The sequence below is a fragment of the Rossellomorea aquimaris genome (genome assembly GCF_020172085.1).
Lineage (GTDB): Bacteria > Bacillota > Bacilli > Bacillales > Bacillaceae_B > Rossellomorea > Rossellomorea aquimaris_E.
Window position 1 is genome coordinate 1,030,882 of record NZ_JAIVAT010000003.1, and the last position, 12,637, is coordinate 1,043,518.

General features: G+C 41.9%; 11 protein-coding genes and 1 other annotated feature (1 of these 12 cut by a window edge). Of the genes, 8 read left to right on the top strand and 3 right to left on the bottom strand.

Going from position 1 to position 12,637, the window contains the following annotated elements:
- Positions 1–106: 106 nt before the first annotated feature.
- Positions 107–1,354, top strand: a complete 1,248-nt coding sequence (locus LCL96_RS06105; RefSeq protein ID WP_224940533.1) for an EAL and HDOD domain-containing protein — start codon at positions 107–109, stop codon at positions 1,352–1,354.
- Between the two features lies 1 nt (position 1,355).
- Here the strand turns inward: LCL96_RS06105 and LCL96_RS06110 are convergent, their stop codons facing one another.
- The gene (locus LCL96_RS06110) at positions 1,356–1,652 is read right to left on the bottom strand and encodes a hypothetical protein (protein WP_224940534.1); all 297 of its coding nucleotides are present in this window, start codon (positions 1,650–1,652) and stop codon (positions 1,356–1,358) included.
- 184 nt (positions 1,653–1,836) lie between these two features.
- Between LCL96_RS06110 and dapF the strand changes: the two genes are divergently transcribed.
- A complete protein-coding gene (gene dapF / locus LCL96_RS06115) occupies positions 1,837–2,832 on the top strand; it encodes a diaminopimelate epimerase (RefSeq protein WP_224940535.1) in 996 nt (331 codons plus the stop codon).
- 47 nt (positions 2,833–2,879) lie between these two features.
- Here the strand turns inward: dapF and LCL96_RS06120 are convergent, their stop codons facing one another.
- Positions 2,880–4,721 (bottom strand): DNA ligase D, encoded by a 1,842-nt coding sequence (locus LCL96_RS06120; RefSeq protein ID WP_318246401.1) that lies wholly within the window; start codon positions 4,719–4,721, stop codon positions 2,880–2,882.
- Between the two features lie 137 nt (positions 4,722–4,858).
- On the opposite strand from LCL96_RS06120, the gene LCL96_RS06125 reads away from it, so the two are divergent.
- Together LCL96_RS06125 and LCL96_RS06130 are read left to right on the top strand one after the other, a co-directional pair.
- A complete protein-coding gene (locus LCL96_RS06125; RefSeq protein ID WP_224941312.1) occupies positions 4,859–5,689 on the top strand; it encodes a Ku protein in 831 nt (276 codons plus the stop codon).
- Positions 5,690–5,719: 30 nt separating this feature from the next.
- Complete coding sequence (locus LCL96_RS06130; protein ID WP_224940536.1) at positions 5,720–6,385, top strand: phosphatase PAP2 family protein; 666 nt, start codon at positions 5,720–5,722, stop codon at positions 6,383–6,385.
- 44 nt (positions 6,386–6,429) lie between these two features.
- On the opposite strand, the gene LCL96_RS06135 is transcribed toward LCL96_RS06130, so the two are convergent.
- The gene (locus LCL96_RS06135; protein WP_224940537.1) at positions 6,430–7,980 is read right to left on the bottom strand and encodes a hypothetical protein; all 1,551 of its coding nucleotides are present in this window, start codon (positions 7,978–7,980) and stop codon (positions 6,430–6,432) included.
- A 336-nt stretch (positions 7,981–8,316) separates the two neighbouring features.
- Between LCL96_RS06135 and LCL96_RS06140 the strand changes: the two genes are divergently transcribed.
- The 4 genes from LCL96_RS06140 to LCL96_RS06155 all read left to right on the top strand — a co-directional run bounded on the left by LCL96_RS06140 (position 8,317) and on the right by LCL96_RS06155 (position 12,504).
- Positions 8,317–8,592 (top strand): YhdT family protein, encoded by a 276-nt coding sequence (locus LCL96_RS06140; protein ID WP_224940538.1) that lies wholly within the window; start codon positions 8,317–8,319, stop codon positions 8,590–8,592.
- Positions 8,585–10,027, top strand: coding sequence for a sodium/pantothenate symporter (gene panF / locus LCL96_RS06145; protein WP_224940539.1), 1,443 nt, complete (start codon positions 8,585–8,587; stop codon positions 10,025–10,027). Before LCL96_RS06140 ends, panF begins: the two co-directional genes overlap by 8 nt.
- A 74-nt stretch (positions 10,028–10,101) precedes the next feature.
- Positions 10,102–11,598 carry an FAD-dependent oxidoreductase gene (locus tag LCL96_RS06150; RefSeq protein ID WP_224940540.1) on the top strand — a complete coding sequence of 499 codons (1,497 nt, stop codon included), beginning with the start codon at positions 10,102–10,104 and terminating at the stop codon, positions 11,596–11,598.
- 48 nt (positions 11,599–11,646) lie between these two features.
- A complete protein-coding gene (locus LCL96_RS06155; protein WP_224940541.1) occupies positions 11,647–12,504 on the top strand; it encodes a GNAT family N-acetyltransferase in 858 nt (285 codons plus the stop codon).
- Positions 12,505–12,595: 91 nt separating this feature from the next.
- Positions 12,596–12,637 (top strand) — a binding site (T-box leader); it runs 205 nt beyond the window's last position.

The window sequence follows — 12,637 nt, forward strand, 5'->3', positions numbered from 1 at the left end:
AATTACTTGGACTTTCTACGTGTTTATTGTTACTATAAAAGGGATATATGTATCTTTTTTACTATTTATTTATAGATCGTTCAGGAGTAAAGCAGAGGTGGTTTTGATGGAAGTATTTGTAGCCAGGCAGCCTATTTTTGACCGTCATCAAGAAACGGTGGCGTATGAACTTCTCTACAGAAATAATGAGATTAATATATTTCCTAATATTGACGGAGATCAGGCGACTGCAGACGTCATCATTAACAGTTATTTGAATATCGGGCTTGAAAGCCTATCAGCTGGGAAGCCATGCTTTATTAATTTTACAGAAAATCTCCTTAAGCTGAGAGTCCCGACATACTTTAATCCAAGGGAGATCGTCGTGGAGATCCTCGAAAGTGTCACCCCGAATTCCGAGGTAGTACAGGTTTGTCATGAGTTAAAAGCCTTGGGATATAAGATTGCATTAGACGATTTCATATTCAATGAATCGAATCCATATGATAGGGAATTAATGAAATTGGCGGATTACGTAAAGGTTGATTTCTTGAATACAACCGAAGCTGAACGCGGTAGTATTGAAGTTCTCTCTAATGTATTGGGGTACAGGCTTCTTGCTGAAAAAGTGGAAACCATGAGCCATTATGAAGAAGCGATGGAGAAAGGGTATCATTTCTTTCAGGGCTATTTCTTCAGTAAACCGAAGATCATTGCCACTCATGATGTACCGACGTATTTTCACTCCTATTACTCGATTATCCAAAGTCTCGAAATGACGGAACCGAGCATTGATAAGATCAGTCAGTTGATTGAGCAGGATCTTTCCTTATCCTATAAACTGTTGAAATTGATCAATTCCCCCGCATACCGACCGAAACATAAGATTCATTCCATACGACAGGCGATCGTTCTTTTAGGACTTCTTGAAATCAAGCGGTGGATTTATGTGCTGGCTGTGAGGGAACAAGTCGGTAAGAGAAGGCAACTGGAAAATGAAGTGGTTACATTATGTTTGACGAGAGCGAAAATGTGCGAACTCCTGGCAGATAAACATGAACGCTCATCAATGAAATCAAGTTATTTCCTGACAGGAATGTTTTCATTGATGGAAACCATTTTATCCATGCCGATTGATCGTATCCTGAAGGACTTGCCATTGAATGATGATATTTGTAATGCATTAACAGGTTCAAGGAACGATTTAAAGCAGATACTCGAACTCGTCGTCTCCGTCGAGAAAGCGGACTGGGCCATGACAGAAATAATAATGGAAAATTTGAAGTTTAATAAGAGGGAAGTGATGGAAAGCTATCATCATTCCTGTAAATGGACGGAGGAGCTCCTGACCCAAGAAGTATCGGAGTTGAAATAGCTTACCATACAGGTTTGTATTCACCGGGAGTCAAATATTTCCTCTGGGGCTTGATATATCGCTTCAACTCCATCAGAAGAAGCCGTTGCAGATTCTTTGATGAAATTTGCCTGGCTACATCGGCAGGGAATGGGTAGATTCCGATGCTGTTAAAACGTACCCGAAAAAGACCTTCATGCACAAGGTCTTTTTTGTCATTATAGATGCGGGCAAAAGTGGTCACAACCCTTGATTGGTATTCATCAGAGGATTCTTCTACATTCCGGACTTGAAAACGAAAATGGTATTCTTCTTTCATAAACATCACCACATTCATTGTCTCGAAAAGAGGGGGATAATTCAACTGTTAAATGCTTTCGCCATCCAGCCGGATTATTTCTTTTGTTAAATTACAAGGAAGATGATTGCGAAAAGAGCCTGTTTGTGGCAAGCTAAGACTATTATGAATAGTTTACTAGTAAATTACCGTGGAGGGATTCACGATGAACTTGAATCTAATTAAATGTCATGGTTCTGGAAATGACTTTTTACTTATTGATGAAATGACCAATGGATATGATTTCTCAGATGAAGCAAGACAAAATCTAGCCCTTGCATTATGTGATCGTCAGTCTGCTCTTGGAGCCGATGGCATTCTGTTTGTACTAGCCAGCGATGATTGTGATGCGAGAATGAGGGTTTTTAATGCAGATGGTTCTGAAGCATCGATGTGCGGAAACGGGCTGAGATGTGTAGGGCGTTATGTATGTGAGCTGCTGGACAAAGAGTCCATCATCATTCAAACGATGAAAGCAAATCTCCGTGTGTCAACTCAGGATACCATTTTTGAAAACATCCCGACGTATAATGTTGAAATCTCCCCTGTCCTTTTTGGTTTGGATACTTTACCAATGAACTTGGATCGGGAAACATTGTTGAATGAAAGCATTCCTGAGATTTCGGATCGTTTGACTTTTTCAGCCCTCGCAGTACCAAACCCTCATTTGATCAGTGTCGTAAGCACAGAGCATATTCTCTCGAATGAGCAAAAGACCATTGCGGAAACGGTGAATGGCCCAAATAATTTATTTCCTGATGGAGTCAATGTGAGTTTTGTATATCCATTAGAGCAAGGATCCATTTATGTCCGTACGTTTGAAAGAGGTGTTGGCTTCACAAATGCATGCGGTACAGCGATGTCGGCTTCAAGTCTTGTTACCTGCCTACTTGGAGAGAATGAGTTCGGCAAGGAAATCGATGTGTATAACAACGGAGGGAAGGTCCGTGTCATCGTAAACGAATTGGCCGAAGGGAAGTATAATATGGAATTGATTGGGAATGCTACGTATCTTTATCAATCTCAAATTGAATTGTCTATTTCACATCCTGAGGATTTTCATGAGATGTCCAGACAGGAATTCACGGAAGAAGGAGCATATGAGCTCTTAGAGAATCATGCTAAATCAATCGTTGAAAGTAAAGTGTTCTTGAGTGCGTGATGCCATGATAGAAGTGAGGGTGCCCTTTATTACAGGCACTCTCTTTCTTATTTTTTGGACTGCTTTTTTAAAAACTCAATCACTTTGCCGAATGGCTGTTGTTCTTTTACCCTGTCGTATTCAATAAAGGGGCATCCAAATTGTTGAAATCTTCTCAACACAACATCTATAGTGAATAATTCCGGGTTAAGATCATCGTCCACTTCATGCCACCATAAAGGAGTCGCCACCAATGCCTCAGCATTCCCCCTCAATGAATAGGGGGCGATGATGGTCTTCCCTTCCCCGTGTTGAATATAATCGACATAAAGTCTTCCATTCCTATTCTTCTTTAAGCGTTCAATCGTAAAATCTTCAGGAAAATTGGATACAAGGTAGGTTGCAATGAATTCAGTAAACAGGGCTGTGTCCTCCCATGAGTATCCGTCGGGAATCGGAATATATACTTGTAATCCCTTGTTGCCGGACGTTTTAACAAAACTTTGAAGGCTCAACCCATCGAATAATTCTTTCATGATCCTCGCTGCTTTAACGGCAAGTGAAAAATGGGCTCTAGACGGAGGATCCAAATCAAAGACTACTTCATTAACAAATTCTTCTTTGGCTTTCTGGAAGGGTACATGAAATTCCAGAGCCAGCTGATTTCCAAGCCAAATCAATGTTGCCAGGTTATTGCAGAGGGTGTAATGGATGTTATTTTCCCTATGTGTTTCAACGAAATCAGGGGAGTAGTCCGGAGCATTCTTTTGGAAAAAGGACTCACCGAAGATACCATGTGGGTATCGAATACAGGTTAAAGGCCGATCCTTTAAGAATGGTAATATCACCACTGATAACTTTCGGAGGTACCGAATATAATCCAATTTCGTTATGTGTACATCCTGGAACAACTCCTTTTCTGGGTGAGTTATATCTACTTCTCTGGGTAGTGAAGCCTCATCCATTTTGAATTGATGGAATGTGCAGTCTTCAGGCTCTGAGGAAAATAGGAATTGCTTAAAGTGAGGTTCCCTGAGCTGCCCGTCTTGCCAGTGTAAATATGAAATCTCTACGACAATAGCTGGATCTATATAGTAAAGAGAGCGCTTTTTTTCTGTGTGATTTTGTTTGATCGCACTTATTACCGTTTTCTTCTCATCTGCAGAAAGTCCAAAGTGGAATAGCCCGATCGGTAGTACCTGATCATGATGAAATACACCTATGTGAAAATAATCATTCGATTCATCCAAAGCAGTGATGAAACACTTACAGTACTTCCAATTCTTCTTTTTCAACCAATTGGTACTTCGTTGACCCTCTTCCCATTTGCTTCCTGTCTTCTTTGCGACCGCACCTTCCCCTTCTTCCTTTTCTACAAGCTCCCACACCTTCCCGAAGTCCTTGTAATCAGGAACCATTTGCAAAGAGGATGGGTGAGCGGGGTTTGGTTCAAGAGGCATTCCTAGCTGGGTGAACACTTCTTTCAATTTACCTTTTCTCGAACGATAAGGTTCATGCATATACAAGCTATTCCCGGACTGAAGGATATCAAATGCTAAATATGCTGCTGGTCGCTTGGCTGCAGCATCAAGGATTCTTTGTTCATTCCGCATCCTGCCCCTTACCTGCAATTCCTGGAACTCGGTACTGAACGGAGATCGTAATAATACGATTTCTCCATCGAATATTAGTGGAAGGGAAAAATCAATTTCCTTCAATAATGTGTGGATTTGCTCTTTGATTTCGGGGAAATGAACAAGGAGTTCCTTCCCATTCCGACTTTGCATGCTAATTTGATCTTGTGATTGAATGCAGAGAATTCCGCGGAATCCATCATATTTTACTTCGTAATGCCAATCTTTACCTGTAGGAAGTTCGTGGCGCAATGTAGGGAGCATCGGTTTCATCATCTTCACCTTGATTTTTAGTTGTAGTGTGTCCGTTAAAGGGCAGAAATATTTCCATATGTTTAAGGGGATGAAGAAAGTCGGGGAACTAAATGATATGAATAAGGGATTAGTTTGTGAAAAGGAGGGTAATGAAAGATATGCATACCATTTGGAAAGGTTCCATCAGTTTTGGACTGGTGAACATCCCCATAAAACTTCATGCTGCTACAGAAGATCGAGATATCAAGCTGCGGTCACTTCATAAGGAGTGCCATACTCCAATTAAGTATGAAAAAGTATGCCCTGCGTGTGAAATAGAATTGGATCAAGCCGATATTGTGAAGGGTTATGAAGTGACAAAAGGTAAATTTGTTGTGCTTGAAGATGAGGAACTGAAAGAGTTGAAGGAAGCAAGTGGAGATAAGGCAGTGGAAATCGTGGACTTTATCAAGATGGAGGAAATCGATCCGATTTTCTTTGATAGAAGTTATTTTGTTTCTCCGAATGAAGGTGGGAAGAAGGCCTATTCCCTCTTGAGGAAAGCCCTTCAGGAATCAGGGAAAGTAGGGATTGCCAAAATCACGATGAGGTCGAAGGAACAGCTTTCCATCGTACGTGTATATGAGCAAACACTCGTTATGGAAACCATCCATTATCCTGATGAGGTAAGGGGAACAGGGGATGTCCCGAATGTGCCCGAACAGGATGATATAACAGAGAAAGAATTAAAGACCGCTACCATGCTCATCGATCAATTGACGACAGAATTCCAGCCGGAAAATTATAAAGATCAATACCGAGAACGATTAAGTCAACTGATAGAGTCAAAACAGACAGGGGAAAAAATGGTCACATCCAAAGAAAAGCAGCCTAAAGAAAACGTAACAGATTTAATGGCGGCACTCCAAGCATCCATTGAATCGTCCAAGCCTAAAAAGGCGAAGAAAACAACCAAAAAGAAAACGACTTCAAAGAAAAAAGCTCAATAGAAGCCGTGAGGTAAGGGAGAGGAAGAAGTCTTGAAGGAGAAACATATCAAACAAGGCGTCTTTGTCGCTGTATCATTCGTGTGTTTGATGGTATTTACTTGGGGATTCGTATCGATTGTTGAAGAATGGAAAGAAAATGAAATTGCTCGGTTCGATAATGGAGTATTCGACATTGTCAGGGGAACGATTTCACCCAAATTAACGGAAATCATGACCTCCATCACTTTTTTGGGAGGAATAAAGGGAATTACCGTTTTCACTGTATGTGTCGTGCTCATCCTTTTATTTATGAAGAAGTATCCCCTAGCTCTATTCGTATCGATCACCATCGTCACGGGGGCTGGTTTCAATGGACTGTTAAAATGGATATTTAAACGGGAGCGCCCTGATATAGAGGCGTTGATCCAACAGGGGGGATATAGTTTTCCTAGCGGTCATTCCATGAGTTCATTCATTTTCTACGGTTCCCTGGCATTCATTCTTTTTCGTGCATCGGATCGTAAGCGGTATAAATGGGCTAGTGTGATGGTGGTTGCCACCCTGGTCTTACTAATAGGACTGAGCAGGGTGTATTTGGGTGTCCATTACCCAAGTGACATACTAGGGGGCTTTACTGCAGGCGGAGCATGGCTGACACTTTGCATCACGATCTATATGTATTTTTATAAGCGAAAGCATTGGAAGGAAGAAGAGTAATGGTAAGAAAACACGCTCAGGAAACTCCTGAGCGTGTTTTAAAATTAAAACAAATTAAAGATGTAAGGTCCAATGGATGAGACGTAAAGGAGAATGTAAATTCCCATGAAGTAAAATACGCCTCCGAATGTTCCCCAATCTGGATCTCGTCCAACTTTCCAAAGAAGCGCAGTAAGGGCGCTTATGACCAGCAGTAGGACATACTCACTTCCTGTAAACGTGAGGTAGTCTGGTGCGGAAAAGTAGAAATAATCTCCCATCGCTTTACCGATGAACGTCAATGGCATGAGGATAAACAGAATGATGGAAGCATATTCTACCCAGTTAATTTCCTCCTTCTCAAATATATTCGGTTTGAACATATAAAGGAGAATCAGGACAAACAGGGAAGGAAGGACCCAATAAAACGATACCAAAATGGTGATTAAACTGCTGAACAGCATGAGGACAGCATTATTAACCGCTTCTTTTACGCTTCGTTTCGACCATTCCGTACTCTTCATAATGGCTTCTTTGTTCTTTGATGCTCCGAATAATTCATAATAATCACCGCCATAATCGAGCCATGCAATACTTTCTTCCGTGATCTGCACAGGTGAGTAGGTAAAGTGCTTGGTTGTGCTGATCGGTGAGGCTGCAAACGTAGTGGATTCATTGTATGGAGCCACATACAGGCTGATAGCATTCTGATCCCCTACTCGATGGCTCTCCGATGTAAAGAGAATGGAAGGCTTTCCGTCAATGGAAGCGAACTGCACGGATCGAGGACTTTCCAATGGATAGCCTGATTGTTGATTGGTGAATTTTAGCTTTTTAGGTTTGAGTATATCCTTTCCAATATCATCAATCGGGGTTTCTAATTTGAAAATTTTATAGGATAAGGTTCCTTGAGCCCGCATCTCTTCATTATACAAAACGTTTAATTGATTGTTAGCCTTTGAAAAAGACAGGCCGGTAATATGGTGGCTCGTTGCAGAATTGACGATAGCGAATGGGAGCTTTACCAATTGCAGACCTTCATCCATGAAATAAAGGATTGAATGTGCATCATCCTGCCTGATTTGAAGTACGGCACTTCCGTTCGTTCCTATGTATGTATCCTGGACTTCACCTTTGAATCTGAATACCTCTTTAGTGGTTAGGTCATCTGGATTGAAAGAGTAGAGAACCTCATTCTTCCAATAATATATAGCCTGAGCAGATGTACTGATCCCTGTTACGTTATCGTCGATTGTTTTTTCTTGATCATCCCCTGAAAGAATGAGTTGATCATCCTTTATTTGTACAACATTCTTCCCATCTGACCAGAAGGGTTTGCCTCGTGTAACACTGGTATTGAGTGTGTTTTCTTTCGTTGGATTCAACGATTCATCTAATGAATACTGAACCACCTCTCCTTTGCTTGCAAGAAAGAGCCCTTCTTCCCCATAAAAGGAAAGTGGACGTTCTTCAGATTGGTATCCCAGAGGAATGGACCGGCTCCACTCCGGGTCCGGCTGTTGTTTGACATTTAGCAGCTGATGGAAGAAAAGTGCCCCAATACACAAAAGGACTAACACGATGGGTATTCCAAAAGCTTTAAGTTTTGCTCTCACTATGATTCCCCCTCAATTTATCTCTTTTTTACGTGAGTACAATTTAGAATTTTACCACAATTCTATTCATTAATCACCAATATTTTCCTTCATCTAAATAATCTTCTGTATTGACTTTTTATTTTGGGGATATTACAATGATATTGAAAATCATTCTCACTAAACAAAAGAGTTCCCCCTCTTTCATATAAGAGAGTGATTCATGAAAACCCCCCCTTTTATTAAATGAAAAGTCAGGCCTGAAGCATTTGCTTCAGGCCTGACTTTTTCTTGCATTTCCTGTCATCCTGTCGTAAATTGTTAAAGGATGTTTCAATAAAGGAGGGATAAAGGAAAGTGAACGATAAAAGCGATAAACGGTTTCGGGTGGCCAACCACGAAGCATTGATTGGGATTGCCCTCGTTCTTATAAATTTTTTATGGTGGTATGGGTTTGCATTCGGGCTCGGAGGTCAGTCTGTTACAGATTACGATTGGATCCTTGGGATGCCTGCATGGTTCTTCTATAGTTGCATTGTTGGCTTTCTCCTAATGGTCATATTAGTGATTGCTGTCGTTAAACTCCTTCTGACTGATATTCCTTTTGACGAAGAGGAGGGTGACCATGAATAGTATGGCATTGATTCCCTTATTTGCATTTTTACTATTGATTTTTATAGTGGGGATTTATACAGCCAGAAATGTTAGCAAATCAAATTCGTTTGTACAGGAATATTTCCTCGGGAGCCGTCAGCTCGGAGGGTTTATCCTGGCGATGACAATGATCGCTACATACGGAAGTGCCAGCAGTTTCATTGGCGGACCGGGAGCTGCCTATACATATGGGTTATCATGGGTGCTTCTGGCCATGAGTCAGGTTGTGACTGGGTACTTTGTCCTCCTGATTCTGGGGAAAAAGTTTGCCATCATGTCACGAAAGTATAAAGCTGTGACATTAATCGATTATTTACAAGGTCGTTACAGAAGCAACAAGATTACTATTTTATCTGCCATCAGTATCATCCTATTTTTATTTTCGGCTATGATTGCCCAGTGGGTAGGCGGTGCTAGACTCATTGAATCATTGACGGGATTGAGTTATGAAGCGGCTCTGTTCCTCTTTGCTGTATCGGTTCTCGTGTATGTCATTATAGGAGGATTCCGCGCGGTTGCCGTCACAGACGCCATTCAGGGAGTGGTCATGCTTGGAGGGACACTTATTCTCCTAGTAGCCACGATCATGGCAGGTGGGGGGATGGAAAAGATCATGATGGATCTCCAGGCTGAAAACCCTAATTTATTAAGTCCTCACGGGCCGAATGGGGAACTGAGTGCCAGGTATATTTCTTCTTTCTGGATTCTTGTGGGAGTAGGTGTCGTTGGACTACCTCAAGTAGCTGTGAGGGCGATGAGTTATAAAAATTCCCGGTCCCTGCACAGGGCATTGATCATCGGCACGATTGTCGTTGGTTCTATTATGCTTGGCATGCATCTTATTGGTGTACTTGCAAGAGCTGTCGTTCCGGGAATCGAAGTGGCAGATAAAGTCATGCCGCTCCTTGCGTTGGAGGTTCTCCCACCCTGGCTTGCGGGTATAGTACTGGCAGCGCCTATGGCTGCCATCATGTCAACGGTCGATTCTTTGCTGTTGATTGTTTCATCCGCAATTGTAAAAGATGTCTATATGAATTTCATTAACAAAGATGCTAAAGAAAAACAAATTAAGACGATTAGTTTCTGGGTGACAAGTGTAACGGGGATACTTGTTTTTCTACTTGCATTAAGTCCGCCTGATTTGATCATCTGGCTTAATTTATTTTCTTTCGGTGGCCTTGAATCGGTCTTTATCTGGCCAATCGTATTGGGGCTTTACTGGAAAAAGGGGAATGGTGCCGGTGCGTTCGCTTCCATGATTTCGGGACTTTTGGCGTATATTTTATTTCATAGCTTTGCTCCAAACTATTTGGATATGCATACGGTCATCTTTCCGATTATCATCTCTTTTTTCATGTATGTATTGGTTTCGCTGGCCACACAATCTAAACACGAGATGGATGGGTTTAACTAACCCATCCATTTTTGTCTTTTTAGGTGAAAAAGAGTACATTGGATAGAAACTAATGACGGATTGGGTGAGGGAAAATGGATCATTCTGTTATTGTAGTCGGAGGAGGTATCGGGGGGCTGACTGCAGCAGCCCTTCTCGGTAGTGAAGGATTCCGTGTACAGATTCTGGAAGCATCACGGGAATGGGGTGGATGTTCAGGGAAGTTCCAACGGGGAAACGTTGTATATCCTGTTGGGGCGACTCTAGGCATGGGGTTTGAAACAGGCGGGATTCATCAGCGTATCTTCTCATACTTGGGTATCATCCCCCCACCTCATCTGCCGCTCGAGCAGGTGATGGACGTTCACCTTCCTCATGTTAGCTTGACATTTCATCGGGATAGGGAAACCCATGTGAATGAACTAAAGAAAGCTTTCCCGGAAATAGCCAATCAAATTGACTATTACTTTAAAGAAGTATACAAGGTGGCAAAGGAAATCCGTCATTTAATGGGAGCAATGCCGATTCTCCCCCCTCAAACGGTGAAAGAATGGAAGGAACTCATCTTAAGTCTGCGTCCCGAATCAATGACCCTCATTCCATCGCTTAACAAAAACATGCTTCATCTGCTGAAAAAATACAGTCTTCATACTCATCTATCCTTTAAACACTTTATTGATGGACAGTTGATTGACAGTATGCAGGTGGTGAGCGATCAATGTTCGTTGTTATTAGGATGTCTGGCCCTCGATATCTACCATGAAGGAGCTTTTTACCTCGAAGGTGGATTATTCCATATAGCTCATAGTCTTCTCGATGCAGCAGAATCTGAGGGCGTCAAAGCGTCTTTGGGGAGGAAGGTAGTCGGTATTGATCGGGATGACCAAAATCATCAGTGGATGGTGTTTGATCACAGGGGCAATGAATATAGAGCAAACCATGTCATATGCAACCTACCGGTTCAAACTCTTGAACCTCTGTTTCCTTCCAAATATGTACCGAAAATTAAACGCTATTTACAAGGAAAAGATAGTAAGGCTGTCTGGGGGACAATGTCACTTTACATTTTATTAAAGGAAGAAGTGATCCCGCAATCACTTCCTTTGTTTTCCCAGTTATGTACGAGTTCCAGGGGAAATATGACGGAAGGGGACCACCTTTTTCTCTCTTTATCACATCCAGAAGATCGTCAGCGTGCACCTGAAGGATTCCGGACCTTGACCGTATCCACACATACCAAATTAGACAATTGGAATACGAAAGAGAAATATGATTCTTACAAGAGTCTACTTCTACAGAAAATGCTGACTGCCATTGAGTCAGCCATACCCTCTATTAGAGAGGGGATTGTCGAAATCTTTCCGGGTGCACCTAAGGCATGGGAGCGATTTACGGGTCGGCCCGGGGGGATTGTTGGAGGATTCCCTCAAACCAAAGAGCATGCCATGTTTAACAGTCTTTCGCACAGAACACCTTTGAGGAATATCTGGGTATGTGGTGACTCTGTTTTTCCAGGTGCGGGGACCATCGGTGTATCTGTGAGTGGTTACCATGTCTTTCATTCCATCACCGGAAAAAAGCTTTCCTTGTAAAGCAGGAATCCTGATTTGACTTGGAGAATACTGTGATGGGGTGATAATATGTATAAACTGACACAATATAAGGACCCATCAGCCTTCCACGACCGGGTGTACCCGCTTCTAATGGAAGATGAAGCGGCCAATAACCTGCCATTGGGTTTAGTGAACACAATGAAGACGAGTGACAAATATAAAGATCCTCTTCTTTTACTGGTTGAAAAGGAGGGAGGCGGCGTTGTGGGGTCATTCATTATGACTCCTCCCCATTATCTTGTAGGTACTCTGAAGGTGGAGGAAGAAGAGATTCTGGGAATCGTACAACGGCTAAAAACCTTTTGTGATGCTTTAAACATAGCCGTTCCTGGCTTTGTTTCCGAGAAAGAAACCGCATCTCAATTGACTAATGCCTGGTGTAGGCTGACAGGAAAGGGCTTCAAGGTCCGTATGAACCAACGTGTATATCAATTGAATAGGGTGAATGATATTACGTTAAGTAAAGGAAGAATGGTACCTGTACATACAGATCAAGAAGAACTATTAGCCCGATGGATTAGTGGATTTGTCGCAGATACAGAAGTGACACCCATGTCTGATGAAGATGCACGTAAAAGGGCGAAAGATATGATTGAAAATGAATCCTATGTGTTCTTTTGGGAAGTGGATGGACAACCGGTTTCCATGGCTAGGGCTGCAAGGAGAACAGAAAATGGAATTACCGTAAATTTTGTATATACCCCTTCAGAACACAGGAAGAAAGGATACGCATCTTCTGTTGTGGCAGAACTTAGCCGCCTTTTACTGAAGGATCACTCCTTCTGTTCACTATATACAGACCTGGATAATCCCACCTCAAACAAAATTTATATGGAAATAGGCTACAAGCCTGTTTGTGATTCGACGATGATTTCCATTGGGTGAACCATTTAATACGACACTGAATATAATTTCAGATAAATGGTTGACATCGAGAAAAAAAGGGATTAGTATAATAAACAATTAATTAAATGAGCGAATGGCTATGACGAAGAGGAGTACCTTTGATCGACACTTA